Genomic DNA, 24,881 nt, shown 5'->3' on the forward strand with positions numbered 1-24,881 from the left:
TTGCACTTGGCGCTTCGCACGCATAGCTGAGAGAGATGGAATTAAGTCCGCTCGCTTTAGTGATTATCGCGCTCGTGCTCGCCGCGTGGACGGTGGCGGCGGCGGTGATCATGCTTCGGGCGAACGCGCAGACAAATCGGGCAAAAGCGCTCAAGGGTTCGCTGCGCCGGATGAGGCATCTGGTTGATGTCTCACCTGCAATCCCTTTGCTGGTGCGCACCGATGGCCGGATTGAGGCGCCTGAGCGTCTGGCGCGGTGGCTGGGGCTGGAGGCGATCCCGGCCTATCTGTCGCAGCTCGTAGGCGAAGAAGGGACGAACTCGGAAAGAAAAGGCCTTTCGAAAGCGCAGGCGGACGAGTTGTGGGAAAAAGCGCGCGCAACACAAAAGAGTGCAGCGCCCTTTTCCATGACGATCACGCCGCCCGGCTCCAAACGCAGCCTTTCGCTTCAAGGCTCGCTCGCCGATCCTGCCGTATCGCCCGGCGGTGCAGTCATTGTGTGGGTGTTCGATTTCACATCAAGTGAAAGCGAGCTTTCCAAGCTGCGCTCAGATGCGGCGCATGCAAAATCAGACTTCGCGGCGCTCAGCGGTCTGATCGCCTCGGCTCCGACGCCTATGTGGATCCGCGATCCCGATATGAACCTGCGCCTTGCCAATGAAGCCTATGTCGAGGCTGTTGGCGCGGAGAGTATGGAAGCGGTGATCGAAGGCCAGATCGAGCTTTTGGAAGCCCGCGATGGTCGAACGCCTGCAGAGCTTGCGCGCGATGCCTTCACTGCCAAACGCCAGCTCGATCGCATCGACGGCGTGACCATTGATGGCGAGCGGCGATCCATGCGCGTGACCGACCTGCCTTTGGGTGACGATGGCGTTGCCGGCTATGCGATTGACGTCGAGGAACAACAGCAAGTTGCGCGCGATTTCCGCGCCTTCCGCGATGCCCAGCGCGCGATGCTCGACCAACTTTCCATTGGCGTGGCGCAATTTGCCTCTGATGAGACTTTGAATTTCGCCAACCGGCCTTTCCGCAGGCTGTTCGGCTTGTTCTCCAGCGATTCTCTTGAAGGAAAGCTCGCCTTTGACCGCCTGCTCTCCGATGCGAGGGAGCGCGGCCAGACGCCTGAAGTGCGTGATTTTCCTGAATGGCGCGAAGAGCACCGCGCGTGGTTCGATGCACAGGACACCCTGGAGGAATACTGGCCGCTCCCCGGTGGGACCCATCTTCGCATCGTCGCTCAACCTCTGCCAGACGGCGGCCTCGTGATGATTGCCGAAGACCGGACCGAGCAACTTGCTCTTTCCGCTACAAGGGACACGCTGCTGCGCACCCGGACGGCAACGCTCGACAGCCTGTTCGAAGCGCTCGCGATATTCGCGCCAGATGGCTCTGTGCAGATATGGAACCGGACGTTCGCGGGCACTTGGGGGATCAGTTCGGATCTTCTCGACACCCACCCAAGCGCCGAGGGGTTGTTTGAAGCCATTGCCGCAAATCTTACAAACCCCAAAGAGGTCGAAAGCCTTGGTGCAGTGGTGCGTGCAGCCACTCTCGACCGGCGCGAGAAGAAGGGGCAGGTCATGCTCACAGATGGGCGAACACTGCGCTTTGCCGGCGTGCCTCTTCCTGACGGCAACGGGCTTTTGACGGTGCTCGACATCACCGATTCGCAAAAAGCAGAAGCCGCCTTGCGCGAACGGGCGATTGCGCTTGAAGAGGCGGACGCGGTCAAAGCGCGTTTCCTTGCCAATATGTCCTACGAGTTCCGCACACCGCTTACCACGATCGGCGGGTTTGCCGAGCTTTTGTCGAGCGGGGCAGCGGGCGACCTGAGCGAGCAGGCAGGCGAATATGTTGATGCCATCCTCACCTCTGTTGCACGGTTGACCGAGCAGGTGGAGAACGTCCTCGACCTGTCTCAGACCGAAGCGGGGTTGATGCCGATTGCAAAAGAGCCGGTGGACCTCCTTTCCTTCATGGCCGAGCTTGTGCGCAAACGTGAAACTGCGATTGTGAAAGCGGGGCTTGGCCTGGACCTCAAAGGGCGCCGTGGGCGAACCGTGGACGCGGACCCGCGTCAGCTCGGCCGGGCGATTGGCAATCTCATCGACAATGCGATTGAGGGAACGCCGGAAGGCGGACAGATCACAATCGAACTGCCCAAGCCGTCGCGCGATGACGAATGGCGCGGGCAGGTTGTTATCCGCGACAATGGCAATGGCATGACGCCCGAACAATTGCAGCGCGCGATGGGCGCTCTTCCAGAAGGAGAGGAGCCGGGTGACAGCGCAGGGGAGGGCACCGGTCTGGGCATTCGCCTCGCGCATCAACTCGTTGCAGCGCACGGCGGAACGCTTGAACTGGACAGCCAAGAGGGCGTGGGCACGATTGCGGTGATCACATTACCGTGAGCGCCGCCACCCTGATAGAATTGCCTGACCTCAATGCGATGTCCAACCTAGGGCAGCGCATCGCAGAAAGCCTTCGTGAAGGCGATGTGATCGCGCTCGAAGGAGGGTTGGGCGCAGGCAAGACCACTCTGGCGCGTGCGATCCTTTCGGGATTGGGTCACGAGGGCGAGGTCCCTTCGCCGACGTTTACCATCATCGAAACCTATGACGCACCGCCCCTTCGTGTTGCCGTCGCCCATGCGGACTTTTACCGACTCGACGACCCCTCCGAGGCGATCGAGATCGGGCTGGACGACTATCGCGAAGGCGCGGTTTTGCTTGCGGAATGGCCCGATCACGCCGGTGGGTTTGCGCATGAGGCGGCGTGTTTGTCGATCCTGTTGGAAACGCAAGGGAAGGGGCGCGTCGCTGTTGTGAAAGCGGGCGCAGATTGGCTAGGACGTATGCCATGAGCGAATTGCCTGACGGACTTGTCGAATTTGTAGAAGGCGCGGGCTGGGGGGCAGCTGCTGTAGAGCCCATTCCCGGTGATGCGTCCTTTCGCCGCTACTTCCGGTTGCGCAGGGCTTCGGGCGAAACCGCGATGCTGATGCATGCGCCGCCGCCCGAAGAGGACCCTCAACCTTTCATACTGGTCGCGGGCTGGCTGGGCGCAAACGGCATGCGCGCTCCTGAACTCCTCGCCCAAAACCCGCGCGAAGGCTGGCTGCTTACAGAAGATTTCGGCAACGACCGTATGCGCGAATGGGTGGATGCCAATCCGGCAGACGAGTTGCCTGCTTACGAAGCGGCAATTGATGCATTGGTTGCGCTCCATATGCGTCCTGCCGGACCGTTTTCACCCTACGATCTGCCGACATATCTGCGCGAGGCTGCGCTGCTGACCGAGTGGTATGCTCCCGCTCATGGGCTTGATGTCGATGTCGCACGATACAATGCGGCGTGGGAAAAGGCCCTTGCGCCTCTGATTGATCGCCAAGCTTCTCCCGTTACTGTCTTGCGCGACTATCACGCGGAAAACATCATGCTCTTGGACAAGAAAGCGACAGCTCCTCAAGGTCTGATCGATTTTCAGGACGCGCTTGTCGGCCACCGCGCCTACGATCTCGTCTCGCTTCTTCAGGACGCCAGGCGCGACGTGTCCCCCGAACTCGAAGAGGCGATGTTGGCGCGCTACATCGAACAAACGGGAGCAGACGATGATTTTCGTGCTGACTATGCCCGGCTTGGCGCTCAACGAAACGCCAAGATCGTCGGAATTTTCGTGCGCCTCTTCAAGCGCGATGAAAAGCCCAAATACCTTACCATGATCCCGCGTGTCTGGGCGGCGATGGAGCGCGATTTGCAGCATCCTGCCCTGGAGCCCGTGGCCAGATGGTTCGATACCAACATCCCTGACGGACTACGCGCCGCACACGGCGGCAATATCGCATGAGCAAGCTTGCAAGCGACACCGCCATGGTCATGGCCGCCGGCATGGGCAAGCGCATGCGCCCGCTCACTGCGACAATGCCAAAACCGATGGTGCGTGTAGCTGGCAAACCGCTCATCGACCATGCGCTCGACCGGCTTGCCGAAAGCGGCGTGACAAATGCGATCGTTAATGTCCACTATCTGGCTGATGCGCTTGAGGCGCACGTGCTTGATCGCAAAGCGCCCAGGGTGACAATCTCCGATGAGCGCGATCAGCTTCTGGAAACGGGCGGCGGTCTTATCAAGGCAGCGGACCTGCTGCCTGACACGTTCTTTTGCCTCAATGCCGACAACATCTGGCTCGACGGGCCAAAATCGGCCTTTCATGATCTTTCCGCTCGTTGGGATGCGGACAAGATGGACGCGCTGCTTTTGCTGGTGGGCCACGCGCGGGCCGAGAATTTCAAGGGCAAAGGCGACTTTCACATGGACGGTGAAGGGCGGCTCAAGCGTCGTCAGTCAGGCAGGATTGCACCCTTTATCTATACCGGTATTCAACTGCTCTCGAAACGCCTGCTTCGCGATGCGCCGGAGGGCAAGTTTTCGACCAACATCCTATGGAATCGTGCGATGGAGGAGGGGAGGCTTTACGGCGTTTCCTTCACCGGCATGTGGTTCGAAGTCGGCACGCCCGATGCCATCGCCCACACTGAGGATGCACTGAAACGTGGCTGAAGAAAGCCACCCCAATATCTACTCGATCGCCGCGCACCGCGGTTTTGCCGATGCGCTCGTGGCGGGGATTGTGCCGCGCTATTCTGATGGCGAATTGGGCCTCGCAAAGCTCACCCTTCTGGTTCCCAGCTCAAGGGCTGCGCGCACGATTTCAGAGGCATTCATTCGTCACACAGGTGCACACGGCAAGGCGGGCATGCTCATGCCGCGCATGGTCACGATCGGCGACCTTGATTTGGACGAGGCTTTGGGCGCGCTGCTCGATCCTTTGGGTGCTTCCGATATTCCCCCTTCGATTGAACCCACCAAACGCTGGCTTGAGATAGCAAAGCTGATCGAGGTTGAGCGCGCGGAACTGGGCGAAAAGCCAATGCCGGGCGCGGCTCGTCTTCGCATGGCGCGCGATCTTGCAAGGACGATGGATCGCCTGCTGGTCGAGCAAAAGGACCCAGCTGATCTCATCGCTGAGCCGGTTCTGAAGATGCTCGATGACCTCTCGAAGCATTGGCAGGACAGCCTTCGAATCTTTGCGAAGGTGCAGGCCCGCTGGCGCTCTCGGCTCGATGAAATGGGGGCGGTCGATGCGGCAACCCGGCGCAATAGGTTGTTCGAAAGGGCTGCGAAGAAGTGGCGCGCGAACCCTCCTGAAACTCCCGTCGTGGCAGCCGGGGTCACCAGCGCCTCGCCTGCGCTTGCGCGAATGTTGCGGGCGGTGGCTTATCTTCCCAATGGTGCGGTGATCCTGCCCGACCTCGACCTTACCCTGTCGGACGAAGCGTGGGACGAGCTTGGCCGCGCAGGCGCCGCGCCCGAACCGGGCGGAGAGATATTCGCCAAGAAGGATGCGCTCACCCATCCGCAATATCACTTGAAGCTGCTGCTCGAGCGCATGGGCATCGCGCGCGAAGAGGTCAGGCCTTGGCACCGCTCGGGCATGAGCGCCGCCGAGCCAGCAAGGTCGCGGGCGATCAGCTCGCTGTTCCTCCCGCCGCAAGCGAGCAAATCTTGGGTTAAGCTCGAAAAGAGCCAGCGCCGCCTCGATAAAGTGCGCCTGATGACGAGCGCCACCGCAGAGGATGAGGCGCAGGCGATTGCCATCCTTGTGCGAGAGGCGCTTGAGGAACCCGAAAAGCGCGTTGCGGTCATCAGCGCAGATCGAAGTCTTGCGCGGCGTGTTGCACAAAACCTGCACCGCTGGAATATCGAGGCAAACGACACCGCAGGCCGCGCTTTGTCACTCACCGCCGCCGGTCGAATGTTTGGCCTTCTTGCCGACCTTGTGACCCACGGGCCAACGCCTGCCCAAGTGATCGGAGCGCTCGCCCACCCGCTGGTGCACCGCGATGATCCGGACGAGCGCCGGGCTTGGCTCAGAGCTTTGCGCAAGTTCGACCGGGAGCTTCGCGGACCCACCCCTGCGCCGGGTCTCGGCCCGTTGCGCGAAATTGCGCAAAAGGCTGGCGTGGCTGAGTGGTGGGAGAGGGTTGAGGCGATCCTTTCGACCCTCACTGACTTGCCCGACGAGATGGCCTTGGCGGACGCGCTCGATTGGCTGTCTGAGGCAGGGGAGGCGCTCGCTGGCGAGGCGCTGTGGGCGCGCGAGGATGGCCGGGCGCTTTCGCAAATGGTCGAAGATTTGCGGCTCCATGCACGCGCAGTCGGCACCGTTGCTGCACCGAGTGATCTTGCCGGCATCGTGCGCGATTGCATGGATGAGATCGCGGTACGTCCACCCTATGGAGGGCACCCGCGCGTCGCGATCTACGGTCTGCTTGAGTCGCGCCTCGCACGCGCTGACCTCGTTATTTGCGCAGGTCTTAATGAGGGAAGCTGGCCGCAAGCGCCGGGGTCCGAGGCGCTGCTCGCCCCTGCAATATTGCGCGCCCTTGGTGTACCCGGAGCAGAGTTTCGCATAGGCCTTGCCGCGCACGATTTGGCAGGCGCTATGGGAGCGCCCGAAGTCGTGCTCAGCCGCGCTCAGCGTGATGCAGAGGGGCCAACATTGCCATCGCGTTTTCTCCTTCGGGTAGAGGCGCTTTTGGGCGAGCTTGCCAGGGACGCGCGCGAGGAGCGCATGGAACGCCTGCAAGCCCGGCTCGACCGCGCGCCTGAACCAGCGCCTCCCTATCCAAGGCCCAAGCCGCTCCCTTCCGCTGAGCAGCGCAAGGTCGACATTAAGGTCACCGCTTTGGATCGTTTGTTGGGCGATCCCTACCAGTTCTACGCCGCCGAGATTTTGGGCCTTAGAAAGCTTGAGCCGCTTGCTGCTGATCCCTTTGGCGATCCGGCGCTGCGCGGCACTTTGGTGCACGACATTCTTGATGCTTGGCACACGGCGAGGGTGAGCGATCCGGCCCTCAAAATCGTGCCCTTTGCGACCCAAAAGTTTGAAGAAGCGCAGGTTCATCCGCTCTTTAAAGGCCTGTGGCAACCGCGCCTTCTGGCAGCGATGGAGCGATTTGAGCAGTGTATTGATAAGGCGGCTCTTGAGGGGCGTCAGGTCGTCGCAACCGAGGCAAATGGGGCGATGATGGTGCATGGTGTCAAAGTGCGCGGGCGTGTTGATCGGATTGATCGCATGCCCGATGGCACGCATGCTATCGTTGATTACAAAACTGGCGGCCCGCCGTCTGCGTCTCAAGTGGAGAAGGGTTTCGCGCTCCAGATGGGCCTGCTCGGCCTAATTGCGCGCGATGGAAGTTTCGAGGCCGATGGCCTAATTTTTGGGGAGACGCAGCGCTACGAATATTGGTCGCTCGCAAGAAAGAAGGGCGAGTTTGGCTACAGTGATCAGCCGATGAAAGTCGGCAGTAAAAAGTCCGGCCTCACACCTGACAGGTTTCTTCCAGCCCATGAAGAGTTTCTCGCTGAAGCTATCTCAGATTACATTGCGGGCTCTGAACCGTTCACAGCGAAGGAGAAACCGGACTACAAGGGTTACACCGACTATGATCAACTGATGCGGCTTGAAGAATGGATCGTGCAGTTGAGCGAGCCCAATGCCGAACAGCGCGGGGAGGGCGACCAATGAGCGGCGCGGTCTATCCCCTCAAGGACAATCAACTCGGCGCTGCAAACCCGCGCGACAATGTTTGGCTGTCGGCCTCTGCCGGCACCGGCAAAACGCAGGTTCTGTCTGCGCGCGTGCTGCGACTGCTCCTCACCCCCGGTGTCGATCCATCGCATATCCTGTGCCTCACCTTCACTAAAGCGGGCGCTGCCGAAATGGCAACGCGCATCAACTCTGTGCTCGCGCGCTGGGTGAGGCTCGATGATGTCACCTTGATGCAGGAATTGGGCTATCTTGGTGCAGATAAGAGCACCGCATCACGCGACCACGCGCGAACCCTGTTTGCAAGCGTGCTCGATTGCCCGGGTGGCGGTCTTCGGATCGATACAATCCACGCCTTCTCGCAGTGGCTGCTCGCCAACTTCCCCGAAGAAGCAGAGCTACCCCCCGGCGCGCGGCCAATGGAAGATCGCGAGCGCGAGCTTCTGGCTCGCGAAGTGCTGGCCGAAATGCTGGGCGAGGGTGACGCAACGCTCACTGCCAATGTCGAGAACTTCGCGCGCGCCAAGCATCCCGATGCCCTTCGCTCGTGGCTGATGCGTTGCACTGGTGCGGCGGATATGTGGCTTGGGACCGATGGCTGGCAATCGCCGATGGCGACGCGGGTCAAGCGCCTGATCGATATGCCCAGCGATGCGGATGAAAGGTGGGCAGAGGAGGTGCTTCATCCCGACACTTTCCCGGATCATCAATTGGCTACGCTTAAACAGGCATTGAACGAGTGGGGCAAACCTTCAGGACAGGCGGCCGTTGAGGGTATCGAGAAATGGCTCGATACCGAACCGGATCAGCGCGGGGATGCGGTCAGTTCGCTCATTGGGGGGATTCTCAATGGAGAGGGACTTCCAAACGGTAAACTGCGATATGCGAAAAAACATGACGAGCAATTTGTCGAGCGCCAGCAAGAGGTATCGGACACCCTTGCGATCTTTAGCGAACGCCGCGCGCTCCTCAACCTCGCCGAGTTCCTCACCAGCGCGCTCGAAATGGGCCGGGCATTTTGGGAACGGTGGGAAGCGGCTAAATTGCGCGAGGGCTATCTCGATTTCGACGATCTCATCCGGCGCGCAGCCGAGCTTTTGGGCGACAAGGACGCCTCGGCATGGATACGCTACAAGCTTGATCGCAGCTTTGACCACATCCTTATTGACGAAGCGCAGGACACCAACGCTTCACAATGGAAGATTATCGACGCGCTGATCGACGATTTCTTCTCAGGCGAAGGTGCAAGCGGCGACAAAATTCGCACGATCTTCACCGTAGGCGACTATAAACAGGCGATCTTTGGCTTTCAGGGGACAAGCCCAGAAAACTTTGACCGCGCCAAACTGAAGGTCAAGAAGCGCATTGACGATGCCAAGGCGACCGCGCTCGAAATGCGCGATAACCGCCGCTTGCCAACGTGGAATGACCTTGATCTTGGGCGCTCTTTCCGGACCGCTATGCCCGTGCTCGATTTCGTCAATCGTACGATGGGGGCGATTGGGCACGCCGAATTCGGGCTCACCGAACCTTCTAAGCCTCACAAAGGCGATGATCGGCCCGGATTGGTGACATTGTGGAACCCGGTGAAGGCGGAGACTTCTGACGGAGAGGCGGAGGAACACGACCGCGATTACAATCGTGACAGCGATGATGATCATGCCGACAAGCGCGAGCAGGATTGGCTGCCTGCGCATGACACGCGAATGGCCGAGAAGATCGCGCAGCAGGTGAGCCGCTGGGTTGATCCGAGCAATCCCGAACACGAACCCTTTGTGCTCGAGAAGGGCGAGCGCCGCCATGCAACCGCAGGCGATGTGATGGTGCTTGTGCGAAAGCGCAGAGACATCGCGCGCCAGATTGTCGCCAAGCTCCATGCCAAAGGTGTCGCGGTGGCGGGGGTCGACCGGTTGAGGCTTGGCGAGCCGCTTGCGGTCAAAGACCTGATGGCCGCGCTCCGCTTTGCATCTCAGCCTCTGGATGACCTCTCGCTTGCCAATTTGCTCGCATCGCCGCTCATTGGATGGGATCAGGACGACCTGTTGCAATATGTGCCGCGCGAACAGGGGAAGCGGTTGTGGGACCATCTTCGGGGGCACGAGGATCCGCGCGTTCAACAGACCGCCGAGAAGCTTAAAGACCTGCTCGCCCGCGCCGATTATGACACGCCGCAGGACCTGCTCGCTTGGCTTTTGACCGGGCCCTGGGCTGCGCGCCGCGAATTGGTGGCGCGGCTAGGGCGAGAGGCGAACGATCCGATTGATGAGCTTCTCAATTCCGCCTTCGCCTATCAAAGCGCGCACACGCCAAGCCTTGCAGGGTTTATCGAGTGGTTCGATGCCAGCACCGCTGAGCTTAAGCGCGATGCGGATGACGCTGAGGGGCTAGTGCGGGTGATGACCGTGCACGGCTCGAAAGGTTTGCAGGCGCCGATTGTGATCCTTGCCGATGCGACCGATGACCTTGGCAAGCCGGGCGATCTCGCATTGCCTGATGATCCCTTGCAGAAGGGAGGCAAGGATCTGCGCGAGGTGCCGCTGCCTTCGTTCAAAAAGGATGAGCTGGTCGGCCCTGCTGCAGACGCATTAGAGAAAGCCAAGGCGGATGCGATTCAAGAGCATTGGCGGCTTCTTTATGTGGCAATCACGCGGGCGGAAGAGGCGCTGTTTATCGGCGGGTCACTCGGTCCAAAGGCCGCGAAGAAGGGCCCGCCTGACGATTCGTGGTATGCGAGACTAGAGCCCGTTTTCGATACACCGCTGCAAACCGACGACATATGGGTTTCTCGGCGTGAGTTCGGCGTGCGCGCTGACGCACTCGTATCTGTGGATGAAACGCGCGGCGAAGAAGCGCATCCGGAGCCGCCTTCATGGCTGACGACACCAATTGGCCCAGAGCCCAAACCACCGCGTCCGCTTGCCCCAAGTTCCGCTGGCGAGGAGCAGGGTAGCGATCCTCCGCTCGAGCCCGAATACGCCAAGGTGGCCGCACGGCGGGGCACTGTGATCCACGCATTGCTTGAGCGTCTGCCCGATGTGCGCCCTGACGAACGGCGCGACGCGGCGAAGGATTGGCTGGAACGAAGAGCAGGGGATCTGGATGAGGTTGTCCGTACCGAAATGCTCGAAAGCGCGCTTTCTGTCCTTGATAACCCGCAGTTTTCGGACGTTTTCTCTGCCCAAGCGCTTGCTGAAGTGCCGCTTGCAGCAACGGTCGATGGCGTCGTGATCGCGGGCACTGCTGACCGGCTGCTGGTCACGCCGGAAGCCGTCACGGTGGTTGACTTCAAGACCACGCGGCGTCCACCCGAAAGTCTCGAAACTGTTCCAGCGGCCACTGTGAAGCAAATGGCGGCCTATGTTTCGGCACTCGAAGCGATCTATCCCGGAAGAACCATTCGGGCAGGTGTCTTGTACACCCAGACGCCGGAACTGTTCGAGCTGTCATCCAATATGATTGACACACACAAGCGCCAGTTTGACGAGGCACAGGATAAGTTTGCGCCGCTTGATATTGAGTGAGGCGCGATAGCGACTAGATTGAACGCAACACGAAATCACGAGGAGAGCCACTATGGCCACCGTCAATGTTACCGATGCAAGTTTTGAGGCCGATGTTCTTGGCAGCGACAAACCCGTTCTGGTCGATTTTTGGGCCGATTGGTGCGGTCCGTGCAAGATGATTGCGCCAGCTCTTGAAGAGATCAGCGAAGAGCTGGGCGACAGCGTCACAATCGCCAAGATGGATATCATGGAAAATACCGGCGTCCCAGCCGACATGGGCGTGCAGTCGATCCCGCTCATGGTTCTGTTCAAGAACGGTGAGCCGGTCGCGCGCAAGGTTGGCGCTGCACCAAAAAGCCAGCTTAAAGAGTGGCTTCAAAGCGAAATTTAAGGGTTAAGGGGTCCGGTCGAGCCAGTGCGCTTGGCCGGGCCTTATCAGTCCAGCCGTCCTTCGAGACGTTTGGCAAACGCTTCCCACAAATCCGGGTGTGATGCGCCAATCATTCCGGTGCGATCGTGTTCGTCCACGCGATATTCGCTTCCATCGATGCGCGCTGCTCTTCCGCCCGCCTCGTTGAGCCACAAGACCCCCGCTGCATGATCCCAGGCGAGTGTGCGCTTGAACACCGAGATGTCGTTCTCACCCAGGGCAAGGCGCGGATATTGCTCCGCAGCGCATCGTGGGATGTCGACGAGCGTGTAGTGCGGGGTGATCTTTTCATCCATTTCTGCGCGTTGCTCGGCATTGAGGAAAAGCGTGCTTATTCCCGCCACAGGAGGGGTTTGTCCCGTGGTCTGGGCGGTGATCCGCTCCCCGTTGACGTATGCGCCATCGCCTTTGCGCGCGTGGCACAAGCGGTCCTTGATCGGGTCATAAAGCCAGCCTGCCACCGCGATACCTGCATCGGCCAACGCTACGATAATACCGAAAGGCTCCTTGCCTTTGGTAAAGTTTGCGGTGCCATCCAACGGGTCGATGATCCAGCACGCCTCCGAGAGCTTGTCGAGCACGGTTGGATCGGCTGCTACAGCTTCCTCGCCTACCACGGCCACATCTGGCGCCAGCTTGGTCAGCGCTTCGCTGAGAAATTCCTCAATCTCGCGGTCAACCACGGTGACCGGGTCGCCCTCTCCCTTCATTTCGATTTCATCCTCGGCCAGCATGCGGAAACGCGGCATCATCGAGCGTTCGGCAGCAAAGCGAAGAAGGTCGCGAATTTCGGCGTCGAGTGGGGAGAATTCGGTCATTTGCGGCCCTTATGAGCGGTAGTCGGCGTTGATTGAAATATAGCCGTGGGTGAGGTCGCAGGTCCAAACGGTGGCCGCGCCACCGCCCATGCCAAGGTCAACGGCAAGGTCGATCTCCTGACCTTTCAAATGTTCTGCCACGGGAGATTCATCGTAGTTTTCGAGCGGCAGGCCATCGCGCGCTGCCCATATTCCGCCAAACGCGATGGAGAGCCTGTCACGATCAGCCGGTTCGCCCGCCTTGCCCACCGCCATCACCACGCGGCCCCAATTGGCGTCTTCTCCCGCAATTGCGGTCTTGACGAGCGGCGAGTTCGCAATGGCGAGACCCACGCGGCGTGCGCTGTCATCATTGGCCGCGCCAGAAACGCGAACGGTGATGAATTTGGACGCCCCTTCGCCGTCGCGCACCACCGCCTGGGCTAGCGCGCGGCACACATCGCGAAGCGCCGCAGCAAAGGCATCTGCGCCCGGGCTGTCCCATCCCGTGATGCGCCGATGGCCGGCTTTGCCGGTTGCAAAGGCCAACACTGTGTCGCTCGTCGAGGTGTCTCCATCGACGGTTATGCAGGAAAAAGTCTGAAGGTTTGCTGCACTCAAAAGCTCTTGCAGAAAAGCCGGCTCTACATCGGCGTCAGTGAAAACATAACCCAGCATGGTCGCCATGTCAGGCGCGATCATGCCGGAGCCCTTGATGATCCCGCACAGTTCCACGCGATGTTCGCCAATCATGGCCGAGGCATTGGCGCCCTTGTTGAAGGTGTCGGTGGTGTTGATTGCAGCAGCAGCATCCTCCCACCCGCAAGGCTCTGCACCAAGTGCATTGGCGACGCCTTCGCGCGCCTTGTCCTTGGGTAGCGGCACGCCGATCACCCCGGTGGAAGAAACGAGAACCTCGCTCGTCTTGCATTCAAGCGCTTTAGCAACCTGCGATTGGATAGCTTCAACCGCCTCGCGCCCACGGTGTCCGGTAAAGGCATTGGAATTGCCGGCATTGACGATCAAGGCGCGTGCCGAACCTGATTTCACCTGTTCGCGGCCAAGTTCAACCTCTGAGGACGCGCAAGCCGACTGGGTGAAAACACCCGCAACGCTTGTCCCCTCATCAAGCTCCACGAAAGTCAGATCGCACCGATCCCACTCCTTGTACCGCGCCCGCGCCACGCGCAGGATCACACCGTCAATTGCGGGCATGTCGGGAAAGGGCAGGGCAAGGGGAGAAGTTGCAAGGTCCATAACGCTTGCGCCCTAGTCGCCTTTTATCGAGGCTGCAATCAGGCAGAAGGAGCACAAAGTCACCATTTATTCACCATAATTGCGCAAAGGATCTGGCTGCCGCTTGCATGGCGGTGGACGAAGCTGCCTAAAACGCCTATTTGAGCGCCCATAATGATCAAACGCCATCTCCTGACGCTGTTCGTGCTGTTGAGCGGTCTTGCCGCTTTGCAAGCGCCCGTGCATGCGTCATGCGGAGAGGCTACGGCAGCACATGCCGGCGCTTTGCATGGCAGTTGTGACGTAACGGACGCGGGTCACAGTTCCTGCGCATTCGTGGCAGAAGCGCGCGCCAAAGCGCAAGAGGAAGACGGTGAGGGGCCGAACGCCCACGAGCCTGCACGTGCGCCAGCGGCGCTCGTTCCATATATTTTCGGGGTCGATCGCGCGCTGGAATAGCGTCTTTTAGCGTTTCCAACCCCCCAAAGTCCGCAGCGTTTCCGCGCGCGGCAACCCGCATACATTACCAGCTCAATGCTCACGGTCTGCCCACATGGCGGTCCTCTGCAAAGGCAAGATATAACAAGGCTTTAGACGTTCCATGTTCAACACAATCGTAAAATCAGTCTTCGGCTCTTCCAACGACCGCTATGTCAAGAAGATCAGCAAGATCGTCGACAAGATCAACGCGCTCGAACCCATGATCGAAGGGCTCTCCGACGAGGCTTTGAAAGCGCAAACGAACAAGTTTCGCGAGCAGTTGGAAGCGGGCACCGCGCGCGATGATATCCTGCCCGAAGCCTTTGCCACCGTGCGCGAGGCGTCTAAGCGCGTGTTTGGCATGCGCCATTTCGATGTGCAGATGATTGGTGGAATCGTGCTTCAGCGAGGCGAAATCGCTGAAATGCGCACGGGTGAGGGTAAGACCCTGATGGCGACGCTGGCGTGTTACCTGAATGCGCTAGATGGCAAGGGGGTTCATGTTATCACCGTCAACGATTACCTTGCCCGGCGTGACGCTGCCGATATGGGTCGCCTCTACAATTGGCTTGGCCTGACGGTAGGCGTGATCGTCCCCAACATGATGGAGGCCGACAAGCGCGAGGCTTATAACGCCGACATCACTTACGGCACGAACAATGAATTCGGCTTCGATTACCTTCGCGACAATATGAAGCACGAAAAGTCGCAGCTGGTGCAGCGGCCCTTCAACTACGCGATTGTCGATGAGGTCGACTCGATCCTCATTGATGAAGCGCGTACGCCACTGATCATCTCTGGCCCGACCGAGGACAAGTCCGACCTTTACGTAAAACTCGATGAGGTCGCTAAATTGATCCCGGAGGATTGGTACGACAAGGATGAGAAGACCAAGAACATTCAGCTCAACGAAGAAGGGCTGGACAAGGTTGAAGCGCTCCTGATGGAAAAGGGGCTGCTTGAGACGGACAACCTTTACGACGTTGAAAACACGCAGGTTGTCCACCACCTCGACCAGGCCTTGAAAGCGGTCCATATGTTCAAGCGCGATGATCACTACATCGTGAAGGACGACAAGGTCGTGATCATTGATGAATTCACCGGCCGGATGATGGAAGGGCGACGTTGGTCCAATGGTCTTCACCAGGCGGTCGAGGCGAAAGAAGGCGTTAAGATCGAGCCTGAGAACCAGACCATGGCCTCGATCACCTTCCAGAACTATTTCCGCATGTATCCAAAGCTTGCCGGCATGACCGGTACGGCGGCGACCGAGGCAGCGGAATTCTGGGACATCTACAAGGTTAACGTGGTCGAAATTCCGACCAATCTTCCCGTCGCGCGGATCGACGAGGAAGACGAGTTTTACAAGAATACGATGGACAAGTTCGCCGCGATTGCGAAAGCAATCAAGGAGAAGAACGAAATCGGTCAGCCCATCCTTGTGGGTACTGTTTCGATCGAGAAGTCCGAATTGCTTTCGCAGTTCCTCGATAAAGAGGGCGTAGCGCACGAAGTCCTGAATGCCCGTCAACACGAGCGTGAAGCGCATATCGTGGCGCAGGCAGGCCGCATTGGCGCTGTGACTATCGCCACCAACATGGCGGGTCGCGGTACCGATATTCAGCTCGGCGGCAACGTCGATTTCCGCATCGAAGACGAGCTTGGCAATATGGAAGAGGGTCCTGAAAAAGACGCCGCCATCACCAAGATCCGCGAGGAAGTGGCTGCTGAAAAGGCCAAGGTGCTCGAAGCAGGCGGGCTTTTCGTGCTCGGCACAGAGCGCCACGAAAGCCGTCGCATCGACAACCAGCTTCGCGGACGCTCAGGGCGTCAGGGGGACCCGGGTCTTTCGCGCTTCTACCTGTGCCTCGAAGACGATCTACTGCGCATCTTTGGCCCGGACACCTTGTTCGCCAAGATGATGAATTCAAACCTTGAGGACGGTGAGGCAATCGGCTCGAAGTGGCTGTCGAAAGCCATTGAAACCGCACAGAAAAAGGTTGAGGGCCGCAATTACGATCAGCGTAAGAGCGTTGTTCAATACGATGATGTGATGAACGACCAGCGCAAGGTTATTTACGAACAGCGCGGCGAAATTCAGGAGTCCGAGACGGTCGACGATGTTGTCCTCGACATGCGCCACGACACGCTGTCGTCGATTATCTACTCGAACTGCCCCGCCGGCACCTATCCAGAGCAATGGAATGTCGAAGGGCTTAAGGAGAAGATCGACGAGGTCTTCGGCCTCAATCCGCCAATTGAACAATGGCTCGAGGAAGACGAGGTCGAGCAGGAGATCATCGAAGAGCGTATCAAGGCCGAAGTTGACGTTCTTATGGAAGAGAAGATCGCCAAGGCAGAAGGTGTGAACTGGGCCGCGCTCGAAAAGCAGGTTCTGCTTGAGCGCCTGGACTACCACTGGAAGGAGCACCTTGCGACCCTCGATGCGCTGCGTCAGGTGATCTGGATGCGTTCGGTCGCGCAGAAGAACCCGATCAACGAATACAAGCAGGAGGCGTTTGGCCTGTTTGAATCGATGCTCGACAACTTGCGTGAGGATGTGACCAAGATTCTGGTTACGTCAGAGATTCGTATGGCCCCACCGCCAGAGGCGCTGCCAGAGCTGCCCGAATTCCTGACCCACCATATCGACCCGCTGACCGGTGAAGATAACTCGAACGATGGCGATGGTTCGGAAAATCGTCTCGATATGATCGGCTCACTCGCGCCGTCGACCACGCCAGAGGCCGGCTCGGGCGGGGCGATCACCGAGAATCCCTATGCGCACCTGAACCTGTCCCGCAATGCGCTATGCCCATGCGGGTCGGGCAAAAAATACAAACACTGTCACGGCGCAGCAGGAATTCCTCCGGTCGCGGCTCCTGTCTAAGACGGGATTGGCGCAGTCGTGCCGATAATCGCCCTGCTGGTTCTGGGGTTTTTCCTCACCGCGCTCCTTTACGCGAGCGTGGGCTTTGGCGGAGGATCGACCTATTCGGCGCTGCTGGCACTTGCGGGGACGGATCACCGTATCCTCCCGCTGATATCGCTGGCGTGCAATATCGTCGTGGTGGCGGGCGCCTCGTGGAGGTTCGCTCGTGCCGGGGTGACGCCGTGGAAAGGTGCTTTGCTGCTGACCGCTCTGGCAGCTCCAGCGGCGTTTGTCGGTGGTCTTATCCCGATCGACCGCGCTAGCTTTCTGCTGCTCTTGGGCGCGAGCCTCGTACTGACCGCGCTCACCATGCTGATCCCGGTGTCCGAAGTGGAAGGCGAGGGCGCTCCCGCTCGCTTCACCAAGGCGATGCCTTTCGCCGCGGCTCCCATCGGCTTTCTCGCGGGGCTGGTGGGTATTGGCGGAGGAATTTTTCTTGCGCCTCTGCTCCACCTCACCCGCTGGAAGGGTGCGCGCGAAATTGCCGCCACTGCAAGCCTTTTTATACTGGTAAACTCGGCCTTCGGTCTCGCGGGCCAACTGGCCAAGAACGGCCCCGCCATGTTTGGCGGCGCAATGGCCGAGGCCCTGCCGCTGCTACTCGCCGTAGTCATCGGCGGCCAGATCGGGAGCCTCATGGCCTTGCGCGTTCTGCCAGTGAAATGGATCCGATGGCTGACTGCCGTTTTGGTGTTTGTTGTGGGGCTGCGGTTGCTTAGCTCTTGAAGTGCACAAGCTGCGCTATTGTCATTTCTTTCTCGAATAGTACTCCTGCTGCACAGTCCACGGGAGTGTTGAGGTATGAAAGTCGTATCGGGCGTCGTCTCAAGCGTAGCATTTATTGCGCTTTCGGCATGTGGAGGGGGAGGAGGCTCGCCTGCGCCCACACCGACCCCCACACCCGTTGCCACTGCATCGCCAACTCCAACGCCAACTCCGGCGCCGTCGCCAATTCCTCCTCGTTCGTCCATGGCGGAATATGAATTCGCCTTCATGCCGAGCGAAGATCGCGGCTTTGGCGGTTTTCGCCTTGCGGTGACCAATAGGCTGACGGGCGCAACGCTACCCGACGGCAATCCAGAAATCTCGTCATCTGTAGGACTTGAAGAGGACGACGGCCCGCGCAGCTCCGATGGCATCGGCTTCTCTGGCTACTTTGGTTACGAGGCAGCGACGGGCAGCAGTAGATACCTGGACAAGGCCAACAATTCGAATGTGTTCGATGCCTCCGGGGCGTTTCTTGTGAGCCAGCCAAGTTTTCTTCGCTGGATCCTCCCGATGGGTGCCTTTAGCCCTGACCCGGAGTCCTTGACTTGGAGCATGGCAAACGCTTTCGGCCAGAAAACGCCCGAGTTCTATTCGGTGGTTATGCTCGATCGTCCCAGTGATACCTTAGTGCGAAACACGTGGACAATTCTTGGCGGGTCTCCGACCGTGGAAGAAGATTTGCCGCCAAGCGGTGTGGAGCAGCAGACCGCACGCTTACTGCTGGAATCGGATGAACCGGGCGATGGAAGCTATCTGCTCGTGGCCGAAGGTCCGCTGACGATCAATTACGATGATGGCAAGATCACTGGGACCTTCAGTCTGCAACCAGGGACCGATTCGCTTGCGAAGCCCATCACGGTCGAAATTGACGCTGATTTCAATTTGAGCCCTGTCTCCTTCTCAACGCCGCCCGGCCAAATTCTGGGCGACATTACCGGCGTCGAGGGTGCGGGCCGTATTGGCGGTGCGTTCTTTGGTCCTTACGGTCGGGAAATCGCTATTTCTGTTCAGTTCGAAACGAGCAGCGGCCAATCCTTCTACGGCGACCTTGAAGCGCGCCGGGACTAGGCCGGGGGGCGGTCCTTGCGCCGACGTGGTTACGTCCAAATCAGCGATGTGAAGGAAAATGGCTCCCCGAGTTGGATTCGAACCAACGACCAAGTGATTAACAGTCACCTACTCTACCGCTGAGCTATCGGGGAGCAGCTTCCCAAGCGGTATAAAGGGAAGCGAGGACGCGCCTATATGGGGGTGTGCGAAGCTTGGCAAGAGGGTGTGTTTGCTTTTTTGCGCATTCCCGCACTTTCTCTTAAAAATCGGCCGATTGATCGCGGCCTTGGACCCTAATCCACCGCGAATTGCTCTGATACAATCCGCTCCGCCAATGACTGACCCGGATCAAACAAGAGCTCGAGCTCGTTCGCATGGTCAATCTCGACGATGACCTCGGCAATGTCGCGCAGTTCCTTCTGGTCGGCAACCGCGGCCACAGGGCGCTTCTTGGGCTCAAGCACACGCAGGGTGATGCGCATTTCGGCAGGCAAAATAGCGCCGCGCCAACGGCGAGGGCGAAACGGGCTGATCGGGGTGAGCGCGAGCAATCGGCTATCGAGAGGAAGGATGGGACCGTTGGCGGAAAGGTTATATGCGGTCGACCCTGCCGGGGTCGATACTAGGATGCCATCGCCCACCAATTCCTCGATACGAACACGGCTGCCCACGGTAACTTCGATCTTGGCGGTCTGGCGGGTTTCACGAAGCAGCGATAGTTCATTGATCGCGCACAACTTGTGCATCTCACCATCCTGAGTAACTGCGGTTACTCGAAGGGGAGAGATTGTCTTGCCACGCGCTTTTTCAAGTCGCCGCATGACGTTGGCGCGGGCATCGTAACGGTTCATCAGGAAACCGACAGTGCCCCTGTTCATGCCATAGGCCGGTACGATCCGGCGCATATCAATCATGCGATGCAGGGTGTGAAGCATGTAGCCGTCGCCGCCCAGAACGACTACGGCATCGGCCTTGTCCAAGGGTACCCAGTCGCGCTGCTGCGAAAGGTGGGCAAATGCCTCCTGCGCGCGGTCGGCATCCGAGGCGACGAGCGCAATTTTTTCAAACGCGCCTTTGATGTCATGGCCATCCAGCGGGCTGTCAGTCGTTGTCGCGTTATCCATTATCCGTGCCGTTTCATCCCGCGCTCTGTGCAAGAATTTCATCTGCCGCCTTGCCATCATGCGCACATCAGCCGAGGCTACACGATAGTTGTGCGGCGCGCCCCCCAAAATTTTCGGCGCTAGTGAGTTATCCTGATGTTCCAAAATCGGTCGCAATGCAATTGGGGAGCGCAATCAAGGGACTAAGGAGCTAAGGGTAGTGCGATGGCAAATTCGAAGTCATCCAAAAGTACACCGGGAAAGGCTGCAAGGAGTAAGGCAGGGATGGGGCACCCATCATCATTGCGAGGGCCCGTCGCGGGCGAATTTCCGGGAGTAAAGCCTGGCGCGCTCGACGCCGATTTGCTCAGTGCGCTCGATCGGCGTGAGATCGAGGTGCTTTTCCAGCCGCAATTTTCGTGTGCGACGGGCGCGCTTGTTGGCGCGGAGGCACTGGCCCGCTGGCAGCATCCGACCCTGGGCGAAATCGGCGCACGTGATCTGTTTGCGATCGCCGAACGCGCCGCATTGGTTGCGCCTTTGTCACGCCATGTGGTGGCGCGGGCGCTGGAGGATGCCGGGCGCTGGCCTGCGGAACTGACGGTTTCGCTTAACATCACGCCCGAAGAATTGGGCGATCCGCGCTTTGCCGCCGATTTTGCGAGCGTCATTGCCAAGAGCGACATTGAGCCCCGGCGCCTGATGCTCGAGATCACTGAGGATGTGCTTTTGCGCAATCTGGAACAAGCATCGTCAGCGCTTCGTGCGTTGCGAAAGCTTGGGTTCCGAACTGCGCTTGACGATTTTGGCGCAGGTTTTTGCAACTTTCGATACCTGCGCGAACTGCCGTTGGACGCGATCAAGCTCGACAAAATCATGGTCGATGATGTGCCGGGCGATGCCAAAGCCCTCGCTGTGCTGCGCGCGATTATGCAGCTGGGCAAGGCGCTTGATCTCGACATCTACGCCGAAGGGATCGAGAACGATGTCCAGCGGGCCGCCATCACATCGGAAGGGTGCGACTATTGGCAGGGTTTCCTGCGCGCCGAACCGATGAAAAGCGATGAAGTGCTGACCCTCGCTGCAACCGCGCGCGGGCGCGGGCACGGATAATCGTCACGTCGCTTTCTTGCGCTTGTGCTTGCGCACAATACCGCCAAGACCCTTGGTAAGCTGAAACAACCCGTTGAGGCGGCTTTCAGGACTTCCCCAGGCGCGATTGATGACGAGCTTCATATCGGGGCGCAGCTTTGCGGTGTCGGCATTGCTTTGATTGAGCCTATCGACATAGGCGACAAGGCCCGGGCCATCGGGGAAGTCGTCCTTGTGGAAGGTAACCAGTGTTCCGCGAGCACCAACGTCGATTTTTGCGATGTTGGCTTCAATGGCTTGGTGCTTGATCTCTATCAGCTTGACGAGGTTTTGCGTGGGGGCAGGAAGGTCGCCGAAGCGGTCGATCATCTCGGCCGCCATTGCCTCGATCTCGGCCTTGTCCTGAGCCTGATTGAGGCGGCGGTAGAGCGCCATGCGCACAGCGAGGTCGGGCACGTAATCCTCGGGGATCATGATGGGCGCGTCCACCGTGATCTGGGGCGAGAAGGCGTCTTGTGCTTTCTCCAAGCCCATTTCGCCAGCCTTGGCGGCCATGATCGCGTCCTCGAGCATGGACTGGTAGAGTTCAAAGCCAACCTCGCGGATGTGGCCGGATTGCTCATCGCCTAGCAGGTTGCCTGCGCCGCGAATGTCGAGGTCGTGGGAGGCGAGTTGGAAGCCTGCACCAAGCGAATCGAGGTCGGAAAGAACCTTGAGCCGTTTCTCTGCGATTTCGGAAAGCTGCACATCCTTCTCATAGGTGAGATAGGCATAGGCGCGCAGTTTCGAGCGACCTACGCGGCCTCTCAATTGATACAGTTGAGCAAGGCCAAAGCGGTCGGCGCGGTGGATAATGATCGTATTGGCAGATGGCAGGTCGAGACCGCTTTCAACGATTGTTGTCGAAAGAAGCACTTCATACTTGCCCTCGTAAAACGCGCTCATCCGCTCTTCGATTTCGCTCGCGCCCATTTGACCGTGTGCGGAAATCGGTTTCACCTCGGGCACATTTTCGGCAAGCCATTCTTCGACCGCTGCCATGTCAGAGATACGGGGCACGACTATAAAACTCTGCCCGCCGCGGTGGTGTTCGCGAAGCAGCGCCTCGCGCATCACCATATCGTCCCACTCCATCACATAGGTGCGAACCGCCAGACGGTCGACCGGAGGGGTTTGAATGGTTGAAAGCTCACGCAAGCCCGTCATCGCCATTTGCAACGTGCGCGGGATGGGTGTGGCGGTAAGGGTCAGCATGTGAACATCGGAGCGCAGCTGTTTCAGCTTCTCCTTGTGTGTCACGCCAAATCGCTGTTCCTCATCGACAATGACGAGGCCGAGGTTCTTGAACTCGGTGGATTTGGAAAGGATGGCGTGGGTGCCGACGATAACGTCGATGTTGCCACTAGCGAGGCCCTCGCGGGTTTCGGTTGTCTCTTTGGAAGAGACAAGGCGCGAGAGGCGGCCGACGTTCAGCGGGAAGCCAGCGAAGCGTTCCTTGAAATTCTGATAGTGCTGGCGTGCGAGCAGGGTCGTTGGGGCGACCACGGCGACTTGCTGGCCATTCATCGCAGCCACAAATGCAGCGCGCAGAGCTACTTCGGTTTTGCCAAAGCCCACGTCTCCGCAAACGAGGCGGTCCATCGGCTTGCCGCTCTCCAGATCGCGCAACACGTCGGCAATGGCCGCTTCCTGATCCTCGGTCTCTTCCCATGGGAAGCGGTCGACGAATTGGTTGAAGCTTGCGTCATCCGCCTCGAAGACGGGCGCTTTCTTGAGCGCGCGCTCGGCGGCGACTTTCATCAACTCACCGGCGATCGCGGTGATGCGCTCTTTCAGTTTCGCGCGGCGTTTCTGCCATGCTTCGCCGCCAAGCCGATCAAGCATGACCGCATCTTCGGATGATCCATAGCGGCTAAGCACGTCGATATTCTCGACCGGGATGAAAAGCTTGTCGCCGCCCTTGTATTCAAGCTGCACGCAGTCATGCTGGCTTTTGCCGACAGGGACCGGTTCGAGCCCCATGTATTTGCCGATGCCGTGCTCGACGTGGACGACAAGATCGCCTTTGGTCAGCGCCTGAAGTTCGGCCAGAAACGCATCGGAATCCTTGCGCTTCTTCTTGCGACGCACGAGCCGGTCGCCAAGCACATCCTGCTCGGTGAGGATTTCAAGTTCATCGCTCGCAAACCCAGTGTCGAGCGGCAGGACCATCGCGGCAATCTTGCCTTTGGAGGCTAGGCCTTGCGCCTCCTGCCAGCTCTCCGCGATCACACTGGGCGCGCCCGCTTCGTCGAGGATGGAAGCGATCCGTGCTCGGCTGCCTGTGGAATAGGCGGCGAACATCGCCTTCTTGCCAGACTTGGTGACCGCGCCAAAATGCTTGGCCGCCGCTTCGTAAATGTTGTCGCCGCGCGCGCGTTCGGGTGAAAAATCGCGCGCAGCCTTGAAACCGAAGTCGAGTGTATTGGGGGTCTCGGCCTGCGCAAAGACAGTCGCCTTGTGCGCCTTGGCTGAGGCTAGGGCAGTTTTGAATTCGTCCTCACCCAGATAAAGCGCATCCTTGGAAAGCGGGCGATAGCTGCCTGATTTTTCGCTTGCGATGCGCCGACGCTGATCGTGGTAATCGGTGATGTCCGTTAGGCGTTCTTCCGCCGCGCCAACCGCACTTGCGTCGATCACCACTACGTCATCTTTGCCAAGGTGGTCGAAAAGCGTCGCAAGCTTGTCTTCGAACAGCGGAAGCCAATGCTCCATGCCGGCAAGCCGCCTGCCATCGCTTACCGCTTCATAGAGCGGGTCCTGTGTCGCATTGGCTCCGAACAATTCGCGGTAACGCGAGCGGAAACGCTTGATGCTTTCGTCATCAATCAGCGCCTCTGATGCAGGCAGCAGCAGGTGGTCTTGCAAACGCCCGGTCGAACGCTGCGTACCGGGATCGAACAGGCGCAGGCTCTCAAGTTCGTCTCCGAAGAAATCGAGGCGCAGACCTTCATCGAGCGAGGACGGGAAAATATCGACGATAGAGCCGCGCACCGCAAATTCGCCGTGGTCGATCACGGTGTCGGTGCGTGAATAGCCTTGACGGGTGAGCAGCGCTGCCAAGCTGTCATGGCCGATGGTGGTGCCCACCTTGAACTCGCGCACGCTTTCACGGATGCGAAACGGAGTGAGGACGCGCTGGAGCACGGCGTTTGCGGTTGTCACTACCAATTGCGAGGACGACGAAGGCCGCTGCATACGGAAGAGTGCAGAAAGCCGTGCAGCGCTCACCGATAGAGCAGGGGAAGCCCGGTCATAGGGCAGGCAATCCCATGCGGGAAACTCAAGTACCTCGATCTCGGGTGCAAAGAAGCGCGCAGCCTCCGCCACTGATCGCATCGCCGCATCATCCGGCGCGATGAAAACCGCGCGATGCGTGGTTGCCCGTGCCAGATCCGCCATCACCAATGGCTGTGCACCGCGAGGGAGCGACGACAAGGTTAGCGAGGCATTAGCCGAGAGGATGCGTGAGAGGTCTGGCATATGGGATCAGCTCAATAGCAATTGGGCCCCGCGAAAGTTCCGGGGGGCCTTACGATAATTCGGTTTTTTTAAAGCTTAGCTTGGAATGTTGACGTAGTCGAGGCGCTGCATCTTCTCGATCATCTCGCCTTCAAATCGCTCTGGCACAGCCTGTGTCTTGAGGCCCCATGCCATGACGTCGACATCGTCCTCGGCCAGAAGATCTTCGAACCAATCCATCTCTTTTTCGCCCCATGTCTCATGGTAGCGATCAAAATAGCCGCCGATCATGTAATCGGCCTCGCGCGTGCCTCTGTGCCAGGCGCGAAATTTGGCGCGTGCCTTGCGGGTTTTTAATGTGGGCATATCGGACATGGG

At 59.2% G+C, this 24,881-nt stretch carries 17 protein-coding genes and 1 tRNA gene; 12 read left to right on the top strand and 6 right to left on the bottom strand.

What is annotated here, in order from left to right:
- The first annotated feature begins 35 nt into the window (after positions 1-35).
- The 7 genes from MWU38_RS13890 to trxA are packed head-to-tail and all read left to right on the top strand — an operon-like array spanning position 36 to position 11,505.
- A complete protein-coding gene (locus MWU38_RS13890; protein WP_247272391.1) occupies positions 36-2,411 on the top strand; it encodes a PAS domain-containing sensor histidine kinase in 2,376 nt (791 codons plus the stop codon).
- Positions 2,408-2,863, top strand: coding sequence for a tRNA (adenosine(37)-N6)-threonylcarbamoyltransferase complex ATPase subunit type 1 TsaE (tsaE, locus tag MWU38_RS13895; protein ID WP_348646909.1), 456 nt, complete (start codon positions 2,408-2,410; stop codon positions 2,861-2,863). Before MWU38_RS13890 ends, tsaE begins: the two co-directional genes overlap by 4 nt.
- Entirely contained in the window at positions 2,860-3,846 is a 987-nt protein-coding gene (locus MWU38_RS13900; protein ID WP_247272392.1) for a phosphotransferase, read from the top strand. Before tsaE ends, MWU38_RS13900 begins: the two co-directional genes overlap by 4 nt.
- The gene (locus MWU38_RS13905; protein ID WP_247272393.1) at positions 3,843-4,559 is read left to right on the top strand and encodes a nucleotidyltransferase family protein; all 717 of its coding nucleotides are present in this window, start codon (positions 3,843-3,845) and stop codon (positions 4,557-4,559) included. The genes MWU38_RS13900 and MWU38_RS13905 overlap by 4 nt, the downstream gene beginning before the upstream one ends.
- Entirely contained in the window at positions 4,552-7,590 is a 3,039-nt protein-coding gene (locus MWU38_RS13910) for a PD-(D/E)XK nuclease family protein (RefSeq protein WP_247272394.1), read from the top strand. Before MWU38_RS13905 ends, MWU38_RS13910 begins: the two co-directional genes overlap by 8 nt.
- Entirely contained in the window at positions 7,587-11,132 is a 3,546-nt protein-coding gene (gene addA / locus MWU38_RS13915) for a double-strand break repair helicase AddA (protein WP_247272395.1), read from the top strand. Before MWU38_RS13910 ends, addA begins: the two co-directional genes overlap by 4 nt.
- Before the next feature lie 52 nt (positions 11,133-11,184).
- On the top strand, positions 11,185-11,505 hold the full coding sequence (trxA, locus tag MWU38_RS13920) for a thioredoxin (RefSeq protein ID WP_247272396.1): 321 nt from the start codon (positions 11,185-11,187) through the stop codon (positions 11,503-11,505).
- 44 nt (positions 11,506-11,549) lie between these two features.
- Here trxA and MWU38_RS13925 read toward each other — a convergent pair whose 3' ends face one another.
- Positions 11,550-12,362: an inositol monophosphatase family protein gene (locus MWU38_RS13925; RefSeq protein ID WP_247272397.1), complete on the bottom strand. Its 813-nt coding sequence runs from the start codon at positions 12,360-12,362 to the stop codon at positions 11,550-11,552.
- A 9-nt stretch (positions 12,363-12,371) separates the two neighbouring features.
- Positions 12,372-13,598 (bottom strand): bifunctional glutamate N-acetyltransferase/amino-acid acetyltransferase ArgJ, encoded by a 1,227-nt coding sequence (argJ, locus tag MWU38_RS13930; RefSeq protein ID WP_247272398.1) that lies wholly within the window; start codon positions 13,596-13,598, stop codon positions 12,372-12,374.
- 153 nt (positions 13,599-13,751) lie between these two features.
- Between argJ and MWU38_RS13935 the strand changes: the two genes are divergently transcribed.
- From MWU38_RS13935 to MWU38_RS13950, 4 genes are all read left to right on the top strand, one after another.
- Positions 13,752-14,036 carry a hypothetical protein gene (locus tag MWU38_RS13935; RefSeq protein WP_247272399.1) on the top strand — a complete coding sequence of 95 codons (285 nt, stop codon included), beginning with the start codon at positions 13,752-13,754 and terminating at the stop codon, positions 14,034-14,036.
- 142 nt (positions 14,037-14,178) lie between these two features.
- On the top strand, positions 14,179-16,947 hold the full coding sequence (secA, locus tag MWU38_RS13940; protein ID WP_247272400.1) for a preprotein translocase subunit SecA: 2,769 nt from the start codon (positions 14,179-14,181) through the stop codon (positions 16,945-16,947).
- Between the two features lie 24 nt (positions 16,948-16,971).
- Positions 16,972-17,715 carry a sulfite exporter TauE/SafE family protein gene (locus MWU38_RS13945; RefSeq protein ID WP_247272608.1) on the top strand — a complete coding sequence of 248 codons (744 nt, stop codon included), beginning with the start codon at positions 16,972-16,974 and terminating at the stop codon, positions 17,713-17,715.
- Positions 17,716-17,958: 243 nt separating this feature from the next.
- Positions 17,959-18,825 (top strand): hypothetical protein, encoded by an 867-nt coding sequence (locus MWU38_RS13950; RefSeq protein WP_247272401.1) that lies wholly within the window; start codon positions 17,959-17,961, stop codon positions 18,823-18,825.
- Between the two features lie 59 nt (positions 18,826-18,884).
- On the opposite strand, the gene MWU38_RS13955 is transcribed toward MWU38_RS13950, so the two are convergent.
- Together MWU38_RS13955 and MWU38_RS13960 are read right to left on the bottom strand one after the other, a co-directional pair.
- Positions 18,885-18,959 (bottom strand) — tRNA-Asn (locus MWU38_RS13955).
- 141 nt (positions 18,960-19,100) lie between these two features.
- On the bottom strand, positions 19,101-19,931 hold the full coding sequence (locus MWU38_RS13960; RefSeq protein ID WP_247272402.1) for an NAD kinase: 831 nt from the start codon (positions 19,929-19,931) through the stop codon (positions 19,101-19,103).
- A gap of 264 nt (positions 19,932-20,195) precedes the next feature.
- Here MWU38_RS13960 and MWU38_RS13965 point away from each other — a divergent pair, with 264 nt between their 5' ends.
- Entirely contained in the window at positions 20,196-21,023 is an 828-nt protein-coding gene (locus tag MWU38_RS13965) for an EAL domain-containing protein (protein WP_247272403.1), read from the top strand.
- Between the two features lie 3 nt (positions 21,024-21,026).
- On the opposite strand, the gene mfd is transcribed toward MWU38_RS13965, so the two are convergent.
- Both mfd and MWU38_RS13975 read right to left on the bottom strand, forming a co-directional pair.
- Entirely contained in the window at positions 21,027-24,524 is a 3,498-nt protein-coding gene (gene mfd, locus MWU38_RS13970; RefSeq protein WP_247272404.1) for a transcription-repair coupling factor, read from the bottom strand.
- Positions 24,525-24,599: 75 nt separating this feature from the next.
- Positions 24,600-24,878, bottom strand: a complete 279-nt coding sequence (locus tag MWU38_RS13975; RefSeq protein WP_247272405.1) for a succinate dehydrogenase assembly factor 2 — start codon at positions 24,876-24,878, stop codon at positions 24,600-24,602.
- Positions 24,879-24,881 lie beyond the last annotated feature (3 nt).

Source organism: Qipengyuania sp. S6317L1, assembly GCF_023015615.1.
In the GTDB taxonomy this organism is placed as follows: Bacteria; Pseudomonadota; Alphaproteobacteria; order Sphingomonadales; family Sphingomonadaceae; genus Erythrobacter.